14 protein-coding genes are annotated in these 22,095 nt (G+C 39.5%); all 14 read left to right on the forward strand.

Annotated features, from left to right (window positions below; all coding sequences use genetic code 11):
- Positions 1–76 precede the first annotated feature (76 nt).
- The 14 genes from T501_RS02215 (at position 77) to flgK (ending at position 22,091) form a co-directional block, all read left to right on the forward strand.
- On the forward strand, positions 77–1,291 hold the full coding sequence (locus T501_RS02215; RefSeq protein WP_044913030.1) for a CDP-glycerol glycerophosphotransferase family protein: 1,215 nt from the start codon (positions 77–79) through the stop codon (positions 1,289–1,291).
- Complete coding sequence (locus T501_RS02220; RefSeq protein WP_050008071.1) at positions 1,291–3,291, forward strand: LTA synthase family protein; 2,001 nt, start codon at positions 1,291–1,293, stop codon at positions 3,289–3,291. The genes T501_RS02215 and T501_RS02220 overlap by 1 nt, the downstream gene beginning before the upstream one ends.
- A 6-nt stretch (positions 3,292–3,297) precedes the next feature.
- Complete coding sequence (locus tag T501_RS02225) at positions 3,298–5,013, forward strand: DUF6020 family protein (protein ID WP_026509852.1); 1,716 nt, start codon at positions 3,298–3,300, stop codon at positions 5,011–5,013.
- A 3-nt stretch (positions 5,014–5,016) separates the two neighbouring features.
- A complete protein-coding gene (locus T501_RS21710; RefSeq protein ID WP_050008072.1) occupies positions 5,017–7,449 on the forward strand; it encodes a CDP-glycerol glycerophosphotransferase family protein in 2,433 nt (810 codons plus the stop codon).
- A gap of 146 nt (positions 7,450–7,595) precedes the next feature.
- Positions 7,596–8,717 carry a glycoside hydrolase family protein gene (locus tag T501_RS02235; RefSeq protein ID WP_026509853.1) on the forward strand — a complete coding sequence of 374 codons (1,122 nt, stop codon included), beginning with the start codon at positions 7,596–7,598 and terminating at the stop codon, positions 8,715–8,717.
- Between the two features lie 119 nt (positions 8,718–8,836).
- Positions 8,837–9,649, forward strand: coding sequence for a PI-PLC domain-containing protein (locus tag T501_RS02240; RefSeq protein ID WP_044913032.1), 813 nt, complete (start codon positions 8,837–8,839; stop codon positions 9,647–9,649).
- 203 nt (positions 9,650–9,852) lie between these two features.
- A complete protein-coding gene (locus tag T501_RS02245; RefSeq protein WP_044913034.1) occupies positions 9,853–10,827 on the forward strand; it encodes a glycosyltransferase family 2 protein in 975 nt (324 codons plus the stop codon).
- Between the two features lie 166 nt (positions 10,828–10,993).
- A complete protein-coding gene (locus tag T501_RS02250) occupies positions 10,994–11,422 on the forward strand; it encodes a GtrA family protein (RefSeq protein ID WP_044913036.1) in 429 nt (142 codons plus the stop codon).
- Between the two features lie 61 nt (positions 11,423–11,483).
- The gene (locus T501_RS02255) at positions 11,484–14,195 is read left to right on the forward strand and encodes an Ig-like domain-containing protein (protein ID WP_044913038.1); all 2,712 of its coding nucleotides are present in this window, start codon (positions 11,484–11,486) and stop codon (positions 14,193–14,195) included.
- A gap of 77 nt (positions 14,196–14,272) precedes the next feature.
- Positions 14,273–15,643, forward strand: coding sequence for an O-antigen ligase family protein (locus tag T501_RS02260; protein WP_044913040.1), 1,371 nt, complete (start codon positions 14,273–14,275; stop codon positions 15,641–15,643).
- 174 nt (positions 15,644–15,817) lie between these two features.
- Positions 15,818–18,352, forward strand: a complete 2,535-nt coding sequence (locus T501_RS02265; RefSeq protein WP_044913042.1) for a YfhO family protein — start codon at positions 15,818–15,820, stop codon at positions 18,350–18,352.
- Between the two features lie 389 nt (positions 18,353–18,741).
- Entirely contained in the window at positions 18,742–19,020 is a 279-nt protein-coding gene (flgM, locus tag T501_RS02270) for a flagellar biosynthesis anti-sigma factor FlgM (RefSeq protein ID WP_026509859.1), read from the forward strand.
- A gap of 218 nt (positions 19,021–19,238) precedes the next feature.
- The gene (locus tag T501_RS02275) at positions 19,239–19,760 is read left to right on the forward strand and encodes a flagellar protein FlgN (protein WP_026509860.1); all 522 of its coding nucleotides are present in this window, start codon (positions 19,239–19,241) and stop codon (positions 19,758–19,760) included.
- Between the two features lie 645 nt (positions 19,761–20,405).
- Complete coding sequence (gene flgK / locus T501_RS02280; RefSeq protein WP_044913043.1) at positions 20,406–22,091, forward strand: flagellar hook-associated protein FlgK; 1,686 nt, start codon at positions 20,406–20,408, stop codon at positions 22,089–22,091.
- The last annotated feature ends 4 nt before the right edge of the window (positions 22,092–22,095 follow it).

Genomic DNA, 22,095 nt, shown 5'->3' on the forward strand with positions numbered 1-22,095 from the left:
TTCTTGAATGAATTTTCCTCTTTGCATTCAAGAAGTCTTAGACTTTTGGATACTTTTAGATGAGAAAGGTAATTAAATGGCATTTAAGGAGTGGAGACAATCCACTGAGGATTTTATTATAAGATGGGTTTCCAGAAAGATAGTTTTTCCTGTGATGTTTTTCATCGGGAGCCGTAGACCCATTAAAGAAAATAAGGTGGTTTTTCTGGAGCTGAGACTCCTTTCACTTTCTAATAATCACAAGGAGCTGTATAAGAGGCTCACTGAAGATTATGATATGGATGTGAAATGCGTGTTTTTCAGGATTGGAACTGACAGACGCCGGGAGATATACAAGCATTATTCAGAGTATATCTGGGAGGCCTCTGATGCAAAATACCTTATATTCAGCGAAGGAAATGATGTTCATGCCTGTGTGCCCAAGAGAAAAGGGCAGCATCAGTTAAATACCTGGCATGCTGCAGGGGCTTTTAAGAGATTCGGACTTTCCACGGCTACGAAGCTTTTTGGGGATACCGCTGATAACATGAAAAGATTTCCCTCCCACGGGAATTATGATCTTGTAACGGTAAGCTCTCCGGAGATTGAGTGGGCTTATATAGAAGCCATGGGAAAAGAGAAAGACCCTGAATGCATTAAGGCAGTGGGACTTTCAAGAACGGATGTTTTCTATAAGGATGGCGAAAAGAAGGAAGCCTTCGAGAGATTCTATAAGCAGTTTCCTGAGGCCAAAGGCAAAAAAGTAATACTTTACGCACCGACCTTCAGAGGGAAGACTGTTGGTGCCGAAACTCCGGATAAACTTTCTGTAGAGAAGTTTTTTGAGAGATTGAGTGATGAGTATGTCCTTGTGTTCAAGCATCATCCTATTGTACATAAAAGACCTGCGATTCCTGAAAAATACAGTTCTTTTGCTAAGGACCTTTCAGACAGCATGACTATAGAAGATCTGCTTTTTGTAAGTGACATCTGTATTAGCGATTATTCATCTCTGATTTATGAATATTCACTTTTTGAAAAGCCGATGATCTTTTTTGCCTATGATCTGGATGACTATTTTGACTGGAGAGGTTTTTATTATAACTATGATGAACTGACTCCGGGACCTGTCTATAAGACTAACGAGGAAATCCTTGATTATATCGAAAACATCGATGAGAGATTCGACAAAGAAGAAGTAAGAAAATTCAAGGAGCGGTTTATGAGTGCGTGCGATGGCCATGCAACTGACAGAATCATGAAAATGTTCTTTGAGCCATCACTTGAGAAGTATAAGAAGAAAGAAAAATAATGACTAAGAACAACAGAGTTTTAAAAATAATTTACCTGGTAATTGCGGCAGTGGTAACGGTTTTCGGGCTTAGTCTGGTAACGGATTACACAGGAAAAAGATATATTGTTCTGACTGCCTGCTTTTTATTATTTGCATTTGCATTTCCGTTTATCTGTGACAAAATGCGAGGAATCCTGGATAAGTGGCCAAGATATGTGGTGCTTTTGATATATCCTTTTATATGCTACTACCTTACAGAGTGCGCTTTGGATACTACATATTCGATAATAGGAAGTAAGCTTAAGGTTATAGTTGGTAATTACGGGCTGTACGCTTTGCTTCTCTGGTCGATTTATGCTTTTACCTTATCCCTTAGATGGTCATTATTTATTTCGGGAGTGCTGTCAGGGATGTTCGGTGTTGTGAACTATTATGTAATCAAGTTCAGGCAGATACCGATTCTGGCAGGGGATATAGCTACAACAGGAACAGCACTAAACGTTGCAAGCGATTATGAGTATTCATATACCATAAAACAGTTTATGATGATCGCATTTATTCTTGCCTGCTTTTCATTTTTCCTTTTTTACAGATCCGGAAATGAGAAGAGAAGAGATCCCCGATTCAGACTTATAATTGCAGGACTTGGAGCGGTTGTTGTTATCTCATCCGCATATACACTGGCAGGAACGGACTTCCTTAAAAACCACGGCATTACGATCAATACTTTCATGCCGATAAAGTCTTATCGAAATAACGGAGGACTTTTAACTTTTACCAGAAGCATACGTACAATGGTGATTGATAAGCCCAAGGGCTACAGCATAAATACCATAACGGAGCTTCAGGAAAAATACCCTTCGGATAAAGTATCCGCAGATACTGATGCCAAGAGACCGAATGTAATAGTTATTATGGATGAGGCATTTGCTGATCTTCAGGATGTGGGCGTGCTTCATACTGATAAAGAGGTAATGCCTTTTTATGACAGTCTGACAGAGAACACGATAAAGGGCAGAAGCTATGTTTCAGTCTTTGGTGGTCAGACGGCTAATACAGAGTATGAGTTTTTAAGTAATGATTCCAAGGCGTTTCTTCCTGCGGGAACTACGCCATATCAGCTCTATATTAAGAGTTTTATTCCGACACTTACTCAGAATATGATTCTTGATAACTACAGCGGAATACTTGCACTTCACCCTTATAAGGCAAGCGGGTATAACAGACAGAATGTTTATCCGTACATGGGATTTTCTGATTTCATTACTGTGGCTGATTTTGCTGAGGATACACATACTATCGGCGGACACGTTGATGATAAAGAGGACTTTGCAAGAATTATTGAGGAATATGAGAAGGCAAAGAGTGAAAATTCAGAGCCATTTTATATTTTCAACGTTACCATGCAAAATCACAGTCCTTACGTTGGAGAGTGGGAAAATCTTCCTGATGAGATAGATATTCTTGATGATAACCTGAAGCAGGATGGCGTTGAGAATTATCTTAATCTCATTCATGAGAGTGATGATGCACTTAAAGGATTGGTTGAGTATTTTGGAAAAACGGATGATCCCACGGTAATAGTTTACTTTGGAGATCACGAGCCGGGACTTTCTGATGAGTTCTACAATGAGCTTCTTGGAACTGAGAAGAACAGCCTTAAGGGACTCGAGCAGATGAATCTGTATCACACCAGATTCCTTATCTGGGCGAACTATGATATACCTGAAGAAAACTATGTTTTTGAAGATGGGATAAGCATAAATTACCTTCAGTCTGTTATGCTTGAAGCCTGCGGAATGAAGATGAGCGGGTATAATAAGTATCTGCTGGATCTTATGAAGGATGTTCCTATCATAAATGCCAATGGCTACGTTGGAGCAGATGGTAAGTTTTATGAAGTGGACGATAAGACTTCACCCTACTTCAATGAGATCAATGTATACAACACACTTTGCTACAACCATCTTTTTGATAAAAAGAACAGGGTGGATTCGTTCTTTGAATATGGGGAGTGACACTGCTTGAAAAGGTATTTTAATATTTTAAAGGAAAAGGGCTTTGTTATAGCTGATGTGATAGCATCACTGTTTTTTGCCTTTTTCCTCACAGTTGGATATTCCGTTAAAACTACAGGCGGGATAGAACTTATAAAGAATAATCTGATAAAGAGCATTGCAGAGTATCTTGGATATTCTGTTATGCTCTTTGTCGCGTTTTCTGTGGCAGCAATGCTTGTGGATATTGCTGTAGAGAAGGACAGTATAAGGATTGTAGGAAAAGGCATGTTTGGGGCTTATTTGAAATACTTGAGGGAAAAGCCGTTTGTCACCACTTTCATTACTCTTTTTATATGCTTTCTGCCTTTCTTTGTGGCGGCATTCCCCGGCCTTGTTATGTCTGATAATAAGGCGCAGCTTGCCGGAGCCTTTAATACTGCATCCTTTAACCATTATGCTGTGGACTATACAGGTTCAAAGCTTGATAACCATCATCCGATTTTGCATACGCTTTTACTATATGGATGTATCAGATTGGGAGTAGTGATCTTTGGTTCCTTTAATGCAGGACTATTTCTTTACACCCTGATACAGTTTTTGTTCATGCTGTGCTGCTTTTCATATGTTGTAAAAATCTTCACGGAATATGGTTTTTCTGATTTCTGGAATATCGTTTTTATGTTATATGTGCTTTTTGCGGGAGGACATCTTACAAGGTACATGTTTCTTGCTACTAAGGACATCATATATACAGGATTCATGCTGCTTTTTCTGTCAGGAGCATTTAAGATTTTCAAGGATAAGAAAATGAATTTCATGCTCATTTTTTCAGGGCTTGGCATGATGGCTTTCAGGAAAGATGCCTACTATATTCTTTTGCTTTCTTTAATATTTGCAATTATTCTTGTTTCATGGAAAAGAAGAACCGGGTGGACCTTGATCATAGCTTTAGTGCTGATAGGTATCGTGGTGGTTCATTCTCTTTGGAATAATGCGCTTCTTCCGGCAGCAGGAATCATGCAGGGGAGTAAGCGAGAAATGCTGTCTCTGCCATTTCAGATGACGGCCAGATATGTCAGAGACTGCGGAAATGATGTTACTGAAGAAGAAAAAAACGCAATTGATGCGGTTCTTTCGTATGACACCCTTGCAGAGGAATATAATCCAAGGCATTCATCTCCGGTAAAAAACGGTTTTAAAGAGGACTCCACATCTGATGATATGAAGAACTATTTTAAAGCGTTTTTCTCAATGATGAAGAAGCATCCCAATGTTTATTTCTATGCGCTATTGGAATTTAAGTATGAGCTGTTTTATCCGGTGCCTTTTAATAAGGCATATTACAACTATGATTCTGCTCAGAAAACTATGGGAGAATTGAACGAGATACTTAAGGATGAGGGAGCAGACTTTTCGTTTCCAAAATCAGAAGCTTTAACGGGATATAGAGGAGTTATTTACAGCATACAGACCGCATTATCAACTTATCCTGTAATCGGCATTTTCAGCTCTTCATCGACATATACCTGGACGCTGATTCTTCTTGCTTTATATGCGATTGTAAGAAAAAATAAATATGTATTTTTAATGTGTGTGCCGTTCCTTGCGATAATAGCACTTTGTATTGTTGGACCGCAGAGCGGAGCTCACATCAGATACTTATATCCTATACAGATGGCGATGGTTCCACTTATTGCCATGTCCATGAATATTTTCAGAAACTGCCAAAGGAGCAATTAACAGATGAGTTTTTTTGATAACAGACATGTTAAAGGCAGGAGCTTTAAGAGTTCTGCATCAGCCAACACCAGTCTGTCAGCAAATTTCAACAGAATACTTACAAGAAAGATAATGTTTCCCTTAATCTATCATTTTTATGCGCTAAAACCGGTTAAGGATGATAAGGTCATTTTTCTGGAGATAAGATTCGGTGAACTTACGGATAGCTACAGAGAGCTTTTTAACTATCTTGTAAGAAATTATGAGATGGATATACACTGTCATTTTTTGAGACAGGGCTTTGTGAATAACAGGCAGGAGCTGAAAAGGCAGATAGACTTTATAAAGGATGCCGCCACTGCAAGATACCTTATTTACAATGACAGCAGTGATACGCAAGGGTCCTTTAAAGTCAGACGCGGAACCCATGTGATGAACGTGTGGCATGCTGCCGGAGCCTTTAAGAAGTTCGGCAACAGCACCGCAGACAAGCTCTATAATGACGGAAAAAAGGGAGTGGTCTACAGACTCCATCCAAAGTATGACCTTGTTACGGTATCAAGTCCTGAAGTCGAGTGGGCCTATGCTGAAGCTATGGGCATGGATAGCTCCTGTGTAAAGGGAATTGGAATATCAAGATCTGATGTATTTTACAGAGATGATTTCAAAAGGAAAGCCTATGAGCATCTCCTTGATGAAATGCCTGCTGCAAAAGGCAAAAAGGTACTTCTCTATGCACCTACTTTCAGGGGGATTCCCAGAAATGCCATGACACCGGACATGTTTGATATAGGTAAGTTCTACAGCCATTTCAAGGATGACTATGTTTTGCTGGTAAAGCATCATCCTCTTGTTAAGAACAAACCACAGATATCTTCTGAGTACTCGGATTTTGCCAGGGATATGACTGATGCCATGAGTATAGATGAACTTTTATGTGTGACGGATATCTGTATTACGGATTATTCCTCACTTATTTTCGAATATTCCATATTTGAAAAACCAATGCTGTTTTTTGCATATGATCTGGCTAATTATTTTGACTGGAGAGGATTCTATTACAACTTTGATGAGCTTACCCCCGGACCAGTATGCTATACAAATGCAGAAATGATAGATTATATCGAGCATGTTGACGAGCGTTTTGACAAAGCCAGGGTCCATGCCTTCAGAGAGAGGTTCATGAGTGCCTGTGACGGGCATGCTACAGAGCGTATTGCCAGGGAGTTTTTTGGCAGCAGGCTTGATAAATATAAGAGAACAGAACCTGTAAATGGCGACTTTACTGATCTTCCGGAGGTTAAAAGCCTTTTTGGCACAGAACAGAAGCGGATAGCTGAGATGGAAAAACTCAGGAAAAAGGCAAGGCGCGCTTACGATAGTGGAAAAATAAAACCGATAGTTCCCGGAAGAGTAGTGTTGCTCGGAGATGAGAATTCTGACTGGGATGTTTTTCTCGGTGTAAAGAGAATTCTTGAAAAGGAAGCTGAGAGTAGCGGAAAAAAGTGGGAGATTCTTGAGGATATAAAGTATAACAGCGACAACATTGAAACTTTTTGTGAAAAGCTATCCTGTGCAGAATGTATTTACTGTGCAGGCGAACCTTATATTTTAAGGATGTTTGATGTAAGACCTGAAACTCTTATGATCCAGATAAGCCCTGAGCTTAGACCTTTGTATCCTCTGTGGGGAGCTTCGAAGGCATCAAGAAGCGGATATAATGTTAAGGAAACCAGGCTTTTCCCTGTTAAATCCGCTTATGATGTTGTCTATGGCAGCACAAAGGAAGAGGAAGAGTTCTGGAGGAAAAATTATAGACTGAGAAGTGGCGGCGTGATAAAAACAGACAAGAATCCGACACTTCTAATGCTTGGTGATGAGACTTACAAAGAAGAGGCAAGAACGAGGCTTCAGCAAATAATCCCATATGCGAAGGATAAGAAAGTCATCGGCTTTATCTGCAGGGACAGAGAGCAGCTTGAGGGAAAGCTTGCTAAGCTGTTTACAAAAATGCATGAGGATTTTGCGAGAACCACTATTTGTGTCTGCATGGCAGTGGATGGTAAGCCGGGAAGTGTTGTTACAGTTCCTGATTATCTTGAGGGATTTGTGTTTGATCCAAGGAGAAGCCTTGCTGAAATGGTGGCAATGCAGGGAGCACAGGGAGGCGACCGGGAGAAGTTCCAGATGACAGGCGCGGCGGATGCAGATTACAAAAATATGCCTCCACTTTCAGTAAATGAGCTTATATCAGCATCAGATGCGGTCGTAGCTGATTACAGTCCCAGAGCATTTGCTGCAATAGAAGCTGAAAAGCCGCTGTTTTTATGGATGCCTGACAAGATTGGATACAGTAAGGTTCAGGAAGAATATTTAAGTATTGCTGAATTGTATCCAGATTTATGTGTGACTTCAGATGCTGAACTGATAGACAAACTTAAAAAACTGATTAAATAAAACCATAATGTAGAGGCTTACAAAACTGTAATAAAAGTTTAATAGTTGATTTAGAATTCTTGCTGTATTGAGATGCTATAATAAATCCACTAGATATGCAAAATGACTCTTAATTTATGATTTATGTATTTTTAGGAGGATAATTTATGAAGGATAGGAAGAGTATAATCAAGTATGGACTGACCGCAGCTATTATGGCATTTTCCATAATGCTGATTGGACCTTCGCAGGTAAGTGCGAAAGAAGTAGTGCACGATGATGCTGATCAGTATAGAGATCAAAAGGCTATTCAGGAAGCAATAGATAACGGAGAAGATGTCGTATTAAAGGGTGAGATATACTTAAATGGTTATCTTAGAATTAAGAGTGGCACACATATTGAAGCTACAGGAGCTACCATAAAGTGCAGAGGAAATATGTTTGCAAATGCTGATGGAGTTGATAGCTTCAATGACTTTTCCCTCAATGGTGGAACATGGATCAGAGCTGATGGTGCTGATGGAAATCCTGCTTTTGAGCCTAAGCATGATACACAGTCTGCTATTAAACTTTGGGGCGGTAATGGCATTAAGATTACAAACGCTACATTAAAGGTATCCGGAATGGGCGGACACAACATTGAGCTTGTAGCATGTAAGAACGTAACAATCGATAATTGCATTATTGAAGGTCAGGGCTCCAGCAGTGATAAGACCTGTGAGCAGATTCAGCTTGATATGGCAGCGCCGACAACAGCAGCATTTGTTCCTTCCAGCATGTACGGAGAGTGCTGTGAGAATGTGGTTATAAATAAGTGCACTGTTACCGGAAACAGAGGTGTTGCAGCTAATATTCCTATTAAGGGTGGCAATGCAGTGAAGACTTATTCAAGCAATTATCATAAGAAAATTTCAGTGACCAACTGCAATATTACATCACTAAAAACAGAAGCATTACTTCTCTTCAATACAAACGGCATAACCGTTACTGATAATGAGATCATCAGCAATGCCAAGAAGTCACAGAAGTATAAATCCTTTGGTCTCCATGTTCAGACTTATGGCAGCGGCAAGGGTGGCTTTAGTAAAGGCAAAGTAGTAGTAAAGAACAACACCATTAAGGGTGGAATGTTCGGCGCAAGTATTTCAGGAACTACAGGCCATGCTAAATTCGGTAAAGTTACATTTACAGGAAATACAGTATTCAGTAAGGGCGGAATAGATAATGCATACCACATTGATTCCTATAAGAGTCTTAAGGACAAAGGAAATAAGTGCAAGAAGTGGTAAATGTTTCATAATTAAAGTATTATATATATGATAACAAAAGAGGCAGCCAAAATGATTTGACTGCCTTTTCATATAATAAACGCGCGGCAATCTATTTCTTGAGCCGCATAGGAGGTTATGTGAAAAAAGTAATACAAGCTGCAATAGCGATAATGCTTGCTATTATTTTATTACCGGGCAGAGCCATGGCTGAGAGTCCTGTTGTTAATCAGACACTTTTCCCGGAAGATATAAAGGATAGAAAAATAGTTCATGCCTGTGGTGAGTATAACGGAGTAAGACATGCTAATTGCGAAGAGGCACTTTTGGAAGCTATAGATAAAAACAGAAGAGTTATTGAGATTGACTTTATGTTCACATCAGACAATGTGCTTGTTTGCGATCATGCTTTTATTACATTCGGAAGGAAGACTGTTTCCTATGATGAGTTTCTTAGCTCAAAACCAGATGAAGAAGGAACGGCCATGACTGCCAGACGGGCAATTAAGCTCTTGAAAAATACTGATATTAAACTGATCGTGGATACCCAGGAACCAAAACTTGTTACGGTGTATAAAGAGCTTAAAAAGATATGCAGGAAGGAAAAGGCTGAAAAGTATTTCGAGAATATAGTTCCTCAGATTTATTATGAGAAACAGTACAGAGAGCTTGAAAGCTTCAATAATTTTCCGGAATACATTTTTGAAGCCTACAGACTAACCGGAGCTCCTAAAAAAGGCGGGCATGCGGATTTTAAATATTTCAGAAAAATCTGCAAAAGACGTAAGAAAATAAGATATATCGCATTTTATACAGATTATGTAAACAAAAATGCGGTGAGCATGTTCCAAAAAATAGGAGTTGGAGTTATTGCTCATCCCGTAAATACTATTTCGAAGTACAGGCAGCTAAGAAAAATGGGTGTTACAGCTGTCATGACAGATGTTTTATGATATAGGAAATAACCTGATATCAGTGAGACTGGTATCAGGTTATTTTTGCTTGCAGATAAGTGTGATTACCATTAATATAGTAATGATATTGTTTTGAAGAAGTGGGAGCTGGTTACCGTTAGCGCACGCCTTTGGGCGCTCACGTTATCCATATCCGACCGGACTGAGTCAGATATAAGCCAGCGTCTATAGAGGAGAAGTGTATGAAGCTTATTATTCAGATTCCATGCTATAACGAGGCAGAGACCTTAGAGGTTGCACTTAACGATCTGCCGAAGCACATCGATGGAATTGATAAGATAGAGTATCTTATTATAAATGACGGAAGTAAAGATAACACAGTTGAAGTGGCCAGAAACTGGGGAGTTCATTATGTTGTGAACTTTAAGAAAAATAAGGGACTGGCTAAAGGCTTTATGGCAGGACTTGATGCCTGCCTGAGAAATGGCGCGGATATTATCGTTAATACGGATGCAGATAATCAGTATAACGGAGATGATATTGAGAAGCTTGTTCGCCCTATTATTGATGGGAAGGCTGACATAGTGATAGGCGCAAGACCTATAGATCAGACTGAGCATTTTTCACCATTAAAGAAAAAACTTCAGCATTTCGGAAGCTGGGTTGTAAGGAAGGCATCAAAATCAGATATACCGGACGCTCCAAGCGGATTCAGGGCATACAGCAGAGATGCAGCCATGAGACTAAATGTTGTAAATGAATACACCTATACACTTGAGACGATTGTACAGGCAGGCCGCGAGAGGATTCCTATGGAGTCGGTTGATATCAGGACTAACGCTGAGCTTAGACCATCAAGACTCTTTTCAAGTATGCTTGGATATGTAAAAAAATCCATGCTTACTATAATAAGAGCCTATATCATGTATAAGCCATTGCAGTTTTTCTCAATCTGCGGTGCTATACCATTTCTGATTGGCTTTATTTTAGGAGTGCGCTATCTGGTATTTATAGCAATGGGCATAGATGGTGGTCATGTTCAGTCGCTTATTCTTGCAAGCACACTGATGATGCTGGGATTTATGACTTTTATTGTAGGGCTCCAGGCAGACGTTATTGCAGCAAACCGCAAGATACTTGAAGATGTACAGTATCATGTGAGGAAGCTTGATTATGATAATGCCGCTGCAAAGGATGAGGACAAGATTGAAGCGTAAGATTTCATGAATGCATGACTTTTTGTGGGCAAAAGCGGAAATCGCCCACAAAAATCCTGCCTTCGGCAGGACACGCCCCTCGCTTCGCGAGGACCTGGTCCAATACGATTCCCGTTTTTCTGAGGAAAAACAGGAATCTATATATTGAATTAACGGAAAGAAATGTATGTTAGAAAAGATATTTAAAAAGCTGGTTAACAAAGAGACTATTCTATATACGATTTTTGGCGTGGCTACAAGTATTTTGAATGTAGCCATGTTTCATGTTCTGGATATACTTGGCATGGAATACAGAATTGCCAATCTGATAACTCTTATAACTGTTAAGCTGGCTGCATATTTATGTAATAAGAATTTTGTTTTTAAGAGTAAATGCAATAATTTCATGGAACTTGTCATGGAGTTTGCAAGGTTTGTTTTCTGGCGCGGTGCCACAATGATTCTGGACTATGTAGGACTTATTTTCCTCGTGGAAATAGTTCATATGAAGAAGCTTTATGGAAAAATCATTGTGACTGTGCTTGTTATTGCGATTAATTATGTGACAGGTAAAAAGCACGTGTTTAAGAATCAGGTTGGGGCTGAGAAAAATTAACACCTATTAAAAACATAAGTAATCTGAGGAATAATTTGGGGAGAGGGGAAAGGAAATAAGAATGAAAAAAGTTTTATCAAAAGTATTAGTCGGCACAATTGCAGTTTCATGTGCATTTCAGGGGCAGAGCGTAAGCGCTGTGGAAAACCTTGAAACAGTACAGGAACTTGCTGAATCCGAGGTGTCTGATGGAAACGCAGAAACATCGCAGGAACTTGCTGAATCCGAGGTTTCCGATGGAAATGCAGAAGCATCCGAAAATAATGAAGAGCTTATTGCAGATGACCCTGCTGTTTCAGACGGAAATGCTGATGATCACGAAGAAGGCCCTTTAAACAGCGCAGAATTTACCTATGAAGCTGATGTTGAAGGCTATAAGTTTTCATTGTCTGCTTCGGAAAATATCATTCCGGAAGGCACCACTGTAGAGATACTTAAGTTATCTGAGGAAGAGGAGAGATTTGCCAGGGAAGAGATTCAGGAGATGTCTGAGACCAGCGTAATGGAGACATCATCCTTTGATATTAAGCTTTTGGGTGAAGACGGACAGGAGATTCAGCCTCAGGATGGAGAGGTACATATAAAGGTTAAGCTTCCTGAGGAAAAATCCTACGCCATGGAGGATTACGGCGGAAGTGCTGAGTTTAAGATGTTCCACCTTCACGAAGCTGACAATGAGGAATTAAGCACAAGGGTGAATGAAGACGAATCAGATATTGTCATTACATCATCAGAATCAACCGAGGTTTACGTGGAGGAGTCAAACATTGATCCCCTGACTCATGAGCTTATAAATAAGTCTGATGTAAAGGTGCTAAATGCCGGCACATTTGAGGAGCCTGAATATCTTAAGGAATATGAGCTTGAATGTGATACAGACAGTTTTTCAGTTTTCTCTATAGCAACATTGTTAAAATACAGCTACCAGGAATCTGCATCAGGCCAAGAGACAGTATATACCTTAAATGATACAGAAATGCTGAACTCTCAGTTTACCCAGTATGTAAACGGCGCATTTAAAAAGGCCTGGGATGGATACAGGGAGGATAAGTCAAAGCATTATAAAGTAGTTCTTCCCACAGGAACATATTATAAGAATAATGATATCAGTGATGTTTCCATGAGAATTGGAAGTAACACCACTTTTGATATGAACGGCTCAACCATTGTAAGTCTTGATGGAAGACTTATGCTTACAACAAGAAAAATAAAGAGTGGCGATTATCCTGTTGGTGAAGGCAAATATGATGATTATGAGAATATAAAAATACAGAATGGCTGCTTTAGCTGCAATTCATCTGAGACAGTACCTGTCAGATTTGCACATCTTACAGGTCTGACTATCGATAATGTGACAATTGAGGATAGTGCAGCAAGCCATATGCTTGAGATAGCGGCATGTAAGAATGTGTCCGTAACGAACTGTATTTTCCAGAATTCAAAGAAGGTTAGTGTTGAACCTCTTGAGGCTTTTCAGATTGATGCAGCCAATGAAGATGCAATGAAATATGATCAGGACAATGCATATGATGACTATTGCTGCGAAAATGTAGACGTTTCCGGATGTATTTTCAGAAATGTTTATCGTGGATTTGGAAGTCACACTGCAATTCAGGGCAAGTTCTATCAGACTAATGTTAAGGTTCATGATTGTACCTTTGAAAACATCTCCAATACGGCTATCATGTGCACCATGTGGAAAGACTCCTCAATTTACAACAATGTATTTACAAATGTTGGAAGAGGAATTGATACTACTTCATATTCCTGGTATACACATATGGCAACATTAGAAGAGGACAAGCCATCAGCATTTTCATATGATGCAAATCTTTCTATTACTGGCAATACTTTCGCTTTAGGTGGAGCTGACAGAGACAGTAATACGCTTTCTGCAATCATGATAAGCGGTTATCACAGCAGCAGCTCAAGTGATGAATATCCTGCAGGAACCTATGCACCCTCTGGGTTCACTATTACAGATAATGTAATAACAGGTTACAGTGACTGGGGAAATTATAATGATGGATTTGTTTACGCAGATATATATGTACTGTATGCTAATGGTGTGACCGTAGCAAGAAACACCATGAGAAACGGAAGATTTGGTGTCCTTGTTCAGAGCAGCAGTGAGGCTTCTTCAGTTGGAAATAACAGTTTTGCAGACATACAGGCCGCTGCAGTTGCTGCAAGAAGTGGTGGAACAATATCTGATGTGAGAGATAATGCACTTGCTGATTCGATTCCTTATGCGCTTTATATCGATAATGATTCGACCTGTAACGGTAGCTTTTCACTAAGTTACACCATGGGCGCAGGGGAAAATGTTCAGATTAGGAAATTAAGTCTGCCCAAAGTGACATCCGACCTTGCAAATGCTGAGTCTCTTAGATTCAGCTCATCCAAGAAAACAATCGTGAAAGGCGGAAATGTAAAGCTTTCTGCCAAGAAAAGGGGTAGAGCTACTGTTTCAGCATTATGGCAGCGCGGGAACGGAGCAGTTAATATAGCGATAGACGTTACGGTTAAGAAAGCTCCAAGTAAAGTTAAGCTTGGAAAAAAGAAACTCACACTGAAAAAAGGCACAACTTATCAGCTAAATCCAAGGGTTAACACGGCGTGCAGCACTTACACATATAAATCTTCTAACAATAAGATAGCTAAAGTGTCAAAGAACGGACTCATCACTGCAAAGAAAAAAGGAACTGTAACTATTACAGTTACCACATATAACAAAGTTTCCAAGACGATTACAGTCAAAGTTAAGAAGTGATGGCTTCCATAATAGTGAAGCTAAGTATAAGTAATAAAAGGTTTCCGGGACAACAAAAGTAAAGGTTAAGAAATAATATGGCAAATGAAAAGAGCATAGAAAAAAAGTCAATATCTGTGAACATTGCAGAGTTCATCCTGAAGTACTATTTTTTATGGGGAATGTTCTTTGCGGTGACTTTAAGATTTTTTAAAGTCTATAGAAGTTACTATACGCTTATTGGTGCGACTGCATTTTTTGTGCTTTTATATCTGATTACGAACAGGACTCTATATCTGAAAGAATTTCTCTGGGAGCATAAGCTTCTAAGCTTTACAGCCTGCATGTGCCTGCTGTATCAGATGTTTGTATTAAGACTGGCTTTTCATACGATAGCCAGAGGATTGCTGTTATATATACTTATATTCACGGGCTTTTTATATGGAAAAAAATATAAGGACAGCTTTGGGAAAGTTCTACATGTGGCTACAGTTCCGCTGGCGGTAACTTCCATTTTCGGAACTATCTGGTGGGCGCTTTGGATTTTTCCTCTTGAGAGTATCTCAGTGGATGCTGCCAGATTTTTCTATGAACTTCCGGGAAGAATGGTGTCAGTTTATGTTCATCCTATATTAGCTGGATTTTTTATGTTGTTCCTTGTATGTATAGCACTGTTTTCAGGGCCCTTTATAAAGGAGACAGGGGATGTTGCTCTGGATGAAAAGAGAAGGAAAATAGATACCGGTATCAGATTTGTTATGGCATTTATTGGTATCGCCGGAGTTTATTCATCACTTACAAGATCAGCATATCTGGTGCTTGCTGTAATGCTTATCATATGGGCTACGGGGAATAAAAATCCGTTGAAACGGATAAGAAAGCAGAGAAAGAAAGCCATGAAAAAATCCACCTCAATAACTGTTACAATCGCAACTGTTATTGGAGTACTGGCGGTTTTGTTTGTAATATTATATGTGACCGGTGTGGTAGAAGTTATCTACAACAGATTCTTTGGAATCAACTGGCGTGATGATCCTTCATATACATTCCGCATGGATACGATAGGTATTGCGGTAAGATATATTTTTAAGAGAGGAATAGGCGGGTTCCTGTTTGGAATTGGTGCTGGAAAAGCATATCATATTCTGGAGATTGAGACCTGGCTTATTGAGAAATATAAATCACTTCCTGCTATTGATAACTCATATTCAACAATGATCCTTGAGCAGGGAATATTTGCATTTATCATGTATTTTGGGGAATCATTGTATTCATTTAAAAAGGTTTTGCAGATGAATTATGAGGAGAAGACACCTCGGAATAATAAGCCGGAATGGATTTATTATTTACTTCTTCCGCTCCTTACTATGACATTTATTTTTGACTTTCAGGGGTGGCCGGGAGCATACTTTGTAATAATGGTACTTATAGGGATTGATATGAGTGCCGTCAGGGGCGAAGATAAGTAAAGTATTTTAGTTTTGTTTTTCAGGGAGAATTTAGGCTTGTATAGCATCAAGAGATGCTTGAACAGAGCATTTAGTGTAGTTTTACGAGCTTAATTCAATCTATGTAAGTCGACCTGATAAGGTTCTTTCGAGCCTGATAGAGTTTGATTGAAGTATAGAGAGGCTTCGGGGGATATGGTAAGTTTAATTGGGGAAAAAATAAAAAATAACAGGAAACTATGGGCAGCATTTTCAGCATTTTTTGCTGCAGGGCTTTTTGCTGCTCTGTGCTTGCTGCTGCATATTACACCTTTTGGTGATAAGACTTTTTTATATGAAGATATGAAGCAGCAGTATGTGGATTTCTTTTCATACTATCATAATGTCTGGCATGGAGAGGATGGCTTCTTCTATTCTGAAAACTGTGGACTTGGATCAGATATGTTCGGTATATGGGCATATTATCTGACAAGTCCATTTTTGCTAATGTTCATATTTATTAAGGACCAATATTATGCGATAGCGGTAACCTTCCTGATCATGTTTAAGGTGGCTGCAATGGCAGCTACTACATCCTTGTTTTTTTCATATATTGACGGGGATGAAATGAAGATAAACAAGGATAGAAAACCTGAGTATTCGGCTGAGAGTAAACATGAGTATTTGGGTGGGAAGAATATTATAGATGCCCAAGATAATGCTAAGCGTAATAGCTCTGCCATTCTGGCAGAAGATTATTTCCTGAATTCCGGAAGTGGCAAATTATGGATTAACGTTTTATTGTCGGTTGTTTTCTCTTTTAGTGCCTGGACAGTTGCCAACATGACAAACATCATGTGGCTTGATGCTGTAATTCTAATGCCGATAGTTCTGACTGGATTTTTTAAGATGATGCGCGGCGAGTCAAAGGGAAGAGCAATATACATCATTTCAGTAATGGTGATGATAGTACTTAACTACTATATTTCAGCTATGGTTCTGATGTTTCTGGGAGCTTTCGCGGTTCTGCAATGCCTGATAGGGTATAGTGGAAACTCTGAAAAGTTAAGTATCAGAGAAGTTGCTGACAGGAAAAATATATCAGGATCTTATCGTAACATTGATATAAGTGGCTTTGCTGAATTCATTACCACGACAGTAGTTGCACTGATTCTGGATGCGTGGTTTTTGGTGCCGACTGTTTTATCGCTTATGGGAAGTAATAAGGATCATTCCGCAGACATGGTAAGGGCTTTTTCAGAGTATCTACCATCATCTGAGGCGGTGGGGAGAAATCTGTCTCCTTTTTCAGTAATATCAAAGCTTTTCACAATGAGTTATGATTCGCTTGAAATAATGAATGGTCTGCCAAATATATATTTTGGTGCGGTGTTGATCATTCCGTGTATCTTATTTTTCTTTAACCGAAGCATTCACAAGAGGGCAAAGCTACTTTGTGGAAGTTATTTGATCATGCTTATGATGTTTTTCTGCATTAAGCCGTTAAATACACTTGCCCACGGGGGAACTGAGGCATATGGATACTTGTACAGATATTCTTTTATCTTTTCATTTGTATGTCTGATTTTGGTTTATTATACGCTGACCCGTATGGAGGGAATAGTTTTTAAGGACGTGCTCATAGCTTGTGGGATTGCACTTGGCCTTTTTATTGTTTCAATCATAAATAAGCCTGGTTTTATGGGAACAAAGGCGTGGATAATAAATGCTGGACTTGTTGCTGTTTCAGCTGCCTTTATGGGATGGATATCACGGATAAATACAACAGATTCTTTGAAAGGAAAGTCATTAAATAAAACCCTGAAAATAGCAGCAAGAGCAATATTTGTCGGATTTGTGGCTGTTCTTGTGCTTGATATATCGATGAATTTTGTACGTGTTTATAAGAGCTCTTCCATGAATGCTGAGACAGCATCAGGATATATGGAAAAATGTATCCTGACAAGGCAGGCACTTTCAAAAGTTATGGACATAGCGGAAAGCGAAGACAGCAACCTTGAAAGAATTACCGTATCAGATGACGGATTTTTTAAGTCGAAGGAATCATACAGATTAGAGTTCCTATCTCCCCGCACTCCCAACGACAGTCTCCATTATGACTATAACGGAACCACAACCTACAACAGTCTTCTTAAGGTTGAGAATCGCCTCTTTATGTACAAGTTGGGATTTAATGATAATGGTCTTTATACAACCTACGATGCACAAAACACAGCCTGTGCCGATGCTATTCTGGGCATAAAGTACCTCATTGGCGATGATGGCAAGATAACTGAGAATCCTTATGTACTCCCGGTAGAGTATACGTCAGGTGAGAATGTAACAAAGCTCTTGGAAAAAATAGATGAAACCAGGAATCCTTTTACAGCACAGGAGATGTTGCTGAAAGGATTTACCGGAATGGATTCAAAAGTATTTTATGAAGCAGAGATTGAAAAAGAGGAGCAGAATCTTTTCAAGTATGTGGTAACACCATCACTTGATGGTGAGTTGTATTTTTATATGAATCGTGAAGGCATGATTCAGAGAGCGCTGTCCATCTACCTTGACGGAGAGTTTGTCAGCGGATACGGGAATGCTTCATGCCAGAAGGTTATTGATCTTGGATATCATCATAAGGGTGAAAAAATTGAGCTTATGATAGAAGATGGCGATCATATGGGAACTCTTCCCGGAGAACCTGAGATAGTTACAGAGGATGTGAAGGTGTTGGAATCAGTTGAACGTTAATTAGCATCATTGCAATCAGTTAAACAGTATCTATCAACTTTTAGAAAACCATTGATCAATAATCGGCTTTAGATGTCATAAATTTAACATGAGAAAATCTTAAAAAAAAATAAATTTTTTTTATGAAACAGGGGTTAAGTTTTGCTATATGCTCTCCGATAATATTATCGGTGGGGAACAAATGACACAATACCTTGGGTTTTCAAAGGTGAAACTACTAAATCGGGTATGTCGTAACTACTATCCACAAGATAGTGTTATATGAGGGAGAGAGCAGAGGAAGAATAAAAATTATTTGATATTTTTTCAGAAAACCTCTAAAGTAAATAGAAAATACTCCGATAAAAGTAGTAGAACTAAAGAAATTCTCCAAGGAAGGAGGAAACGATATGCGTATAGAAGCTTACAGCCAGATTCAACAGGTTTATGGCACCAGTAAAGTGAATAAAGCAGCAAAGACTCAGAATACCACTAGAGTTTCTGATTCTCTGAATATTTCCAACATCGGTAAGGATATTCAGGTTGCTAAGCAGGCTGTGAAAGAGGCTCCGGATGTCAGGGAGGACGTTACGGCACCTATAAAGAGTGCGATTAAGAACGGAACGTATGACGTTAGCGGAGAGGCTTTTGCAGATAAGCTCCTCGCTAAGCTCAGTGAATCATTCTGAGTAGGAAGTTGTCATGAAAAACATATATGGAAACTATTAGAGCCGGCTTAATCGAACGGTTTAAGCTCCGATGGAAATTAGGCAGGCTCTATATCTATGCCCTTTTTTAGGATAAATCGATGTGATGAATTGCCAGATGGGCAATCAGGGAGACTGTGAGTTGTACTAAGCAATTTGTTACAGGATATGCCGGTTAGGACAAAAAGGAGGACAAAACTATGGCAAGTTTATTACAGAATCTGGTTGATGTTCTCGACAGAGAATGTGCGTTATATGAAAGACTTCTGGTTTTGTCCGGAAAGAAGACTCCTGTAATTGTGGAGAGAAACTTAAAAGAGCTTGCTAAGATAACAGAGGATGAGCAGGCAGTTGTTTCCCTCATAGCTGCAGTTGATAAGGAACGTGAAGCAGTAATGGACAGCATTGCAGATGTTATCGGTGAGAAAGGGAATGACCTTAAGCTTACTGATCTTGTAAGAATGCTTGATTCAAGACCCAACGAGCAGCGAAGTCTTGCTGTTCAGAGAGATAAGCTCAAGTTTATTTCACAGAATGTCCAGAGAAACAATGACCAGAATCAGATTCTTCTTCAGAGCTCACTTGAAATGGTGCAGTATGAGATGAACATAATTCAATCAGCAAGGCGCGCTCCTGAGACTGCGAATTATACAAGATATGCAGGATCAAGAGGCGACAGACTGGGTGTTGCACCTATGGGAAGATTTGATGCGAAGCAGTAAAGGATTTTTGTGGGCGATTTCCGCTTTTGCCCACAAAAAGTCATAGATTCCTGTTTTTCCTCAGAAAAACGGGAATCGTATTGGACCAGGTCCTCGCGAAGCGAGGGGCGTGTCCTGCCGAAGGCAGGATTTTTGTGGGCGATTTCCGCTTTTGCCCACAAAAAGTCATAGATTCCTGTTTTTCCTCAGAAAAACGGGAATCGTATTGGACCAGGTCCTCGCGAAGCGAGGGGCGTGTCCTGCCGAAGGCAGGATTTTTGTGGGCGATTTCCGCTTTTGCCCACAAAAAGTCATAGGAATTTAAGTGTGTGAGGAGTCAATTTGTTAAAAACAACAAATATGACTCTTTTCTTTTGCCATTTAGGTCTGAGGATCAGGTAAATGAGGAAGAATTTGTGTAAAAGAAGGAGTCACTAATGCAAAGAAACAGGCAACATTTTTTCTCATAAATATAAGATATAAGCCAAATCTGCCGATAAAGTATATGAATGAAGCAGTGAATAACACTTCCAGCGCACAACTATTTAACTTAAGAAGCAAGATTTATAACTGTCAGAAGCAAGAATATCCTGCATAACAAAGCAGGCAACAACAGAAATAATAAGTTTAATTAGCAAAGCACTAATTACTTGACGAGGTAGATACATGGGATCTTTAATGGGTAGCTTATATATTGGAGCATCAGGTCTTCAGACATCACAGAATGCTCTTAATACAACAGCTCATAATATGTCAAATATAGACACGGAAGGCTATACAAGGCAGCAGGTTTCACAGGGCACTCGCCCATACATCACCACTGAAAAGGATTTCAGAATAATCTCATGGAAGCAGACCGGACTCGGTGTTGCTTACAACAATTGTAAGCAGGTCAGGAGTCTGTTTCTTGATCAGAGTTATCGACAGGAATCCGGAAGAGAAGCCTTTTATGATGTGTCTGTATCAACCCTTGAAGAGATTGAGGATCAGCTTCAGGAGATGAACGGAGTTGAATTTGCGGAGTCCATGGAAAACCTTTGGGTGGCAGTTCAGGAGTTGAGTAAAAATCCAACCTCTGCAGTTAACCAGAGTACACTTGTGACAAGAGCAAATGAGTTCCTTGTAAGAGCCAATAGTGTGTATGAAGGCTTTACAAATTATCAGGATAACATGAACCTCAAAGTTGCTGATTATGTAGAGCAGATAAACAAAATCGGTGACAGAATAAAAGAACTTAACCTTAATATAGTTCAGATAGAATCAGGGCATCAGGAGCATGCCAACGACCTGAGAGATGAAAGAAATCTACTTCTTGATAAGCTTGGTGATCTTGGAAGAATAAGTTACTACGAAGATGTATTCGGAAATGTACTTGTACAGTTCGAAGGAACACAGTTTGTAACGACAGACCATGTAAATCATATGGCATGTGACAGCATTCTTCCGGCAGATAAAGGTGGAAGCCCGGTTGGATATAACACACCATATTGGGAATTTGCAGCAAAAAAAGAATACGATGAAGTTCGTAAAGAATGGGTGGTAACAGATATACGAGGTGCGAAAGTATTTGATCTTCAGCAGCAGGTATCCTCAGCCATGAACACTGATATCGGAAGACTTCGTTCAGTATTGCTTGCAAGAGGTGATCATCATGCGAACTATCATGATATAACAGATGACCCGACAAACAATTACTACAACAGAAATATTGCACAGTCAGTCATCATGAATGTAGAAGCAGAATTTGACCAGATGATAAAAAACATGTGCACAGCGATCAACAAAGTGTACGAAGAAGCAGCAAGTAATCCGGTTACCAGCGGAGAAGTACAGGGATTTGCAGCGGATTACGATCTTTTCAAAGTCCTGAACGAAGAGGACTGCCTCAACTATGATATAGATGAAAATCACAAGGCAGGAGAAAATAAAAAAGGATTCATCATTACGAATATTGGAATCAATCCGATATACCTTGATGAGCCTACTGCGATGACATTCATGCTAAATGATGGAAGCGAAGATCAGGATGCAGTAGAAAAGCTAAAGAGCGCATTTACCACGGCAGAGTATCTGATAAATCCCAATGTTGCTACCAAAACAGATTTTGTAGGTTATTACAATATGCTGGTTTCACAGGTTGCAAACTCAGGGGAGGTATATAAAGGTATTCAGTCAAATCAGGAACTGACAGTAACAGCAGTATCAAATGCAAGAGAACAGATAATTGGTGTATCCAGTGATGAAGAGCTGGAATTCATGATCGAGTTCCAAAATGCATTTAACGCTTCCAGCAGATACATCAACGTGGTAAGTGAGATGCTGGAGCATGTGGTAACTGCTCTTGGTTCTTGATTAG

Origin of the sequence: Butyrivibrio sp. WCE2006 (genome assembly GCF_000701985.1) — a bacterium.
In the GTDB taxonomy this organism is placed as follows: Bacteria; Bacillota; Clostridia; order Lachnospirales; family Lachnospiraceae; genus Butyrivibrio.

Excerpts from the sequence above, each read along its gene's own strand:
- T501_RS02215 (WP_044913030.1), top strand. The coding sequence starts at position 77 with ATGGCATTTAAGGAGTGGAGACAATCCACTGAGGATTTTATTATAAGA.
- T501_RS02220 (WP_050008071.1), top strand. The coding sequence starts at position 1,291 with ATGACTAAGAACAACAGAGTTTTAAAAATAATTTACCTGGTAATTGCG.
- T501_RS21710 (WP_050008072.1), top strand. The coding sequence starts at position 5,017 with ATGAGTTTTTTTGATAACAGACATGTTAAAGGCAGGAGCTTTAAGAGT.
- T501_RS02235 (WP_026509853.1), top strand. The coding sequence starts at position 7,596 with ATGAAGGATAGGAAGAGTATAATCAAGTATGGACTGACCGCAGCTATT.
- T501_RS02245 (WP_044913034.1), top strand. The coding sequence starts at position 9,853 with ATGAAGCTTATTATTCAGATTCCATGCTATAACGAGGCAGAGACCTTA.
- T501_RS02250 (WP_044913036.1), top strand. The coding sequence starts at position 10,994 with ATGTTAGAAAAGATATTTAAAAAGCTGGTTAACAAAGAGACTATTCTA.
- T501_RS02255 (WP_044913038.1), top strand. The coding sequence starts at position 11,484 with ATGAAAAAAGTTTTATCAAAAGTATTAGTCGGCACAATTGCAGTTTCA.
- T501_RS02260 (WP_044913040.1), top strand. The coding sequence starts at position 14,273 with ATGGCAAATGAAAAGAGCATAGAAAAAAAGTCAATATCTGTGAACATT.
- T501_RS02265 (WP_044913042.1), top strand. The coding sequence starts at position 15,818 with ATGGTAAGTTTAATTGGGGAAAAAATAAAAAATAACAGGAAACTATGG.
- flgM (WP_026509859.1), top strand. The coding sequence starts at position 18,742 with ATGCGTATAGAAGCTTACAGCCAGATTCAACAGGTTTATGGCACCAGT.
- T501_RS02275 (WP_026509860.1), top strand. The coding sequence starts at position 19,239 with ATGGCAAGTTTATTACAGAATCTGGTTGATGTTCTCGACAGAGAATGT.
- flgK (WP_044913043.1), top strand. The coding sequence starts at position 20,406 with ATGGGATCTTTAATGGGTAGCTTATATATTGGAGCATCAGGTCTTCAG.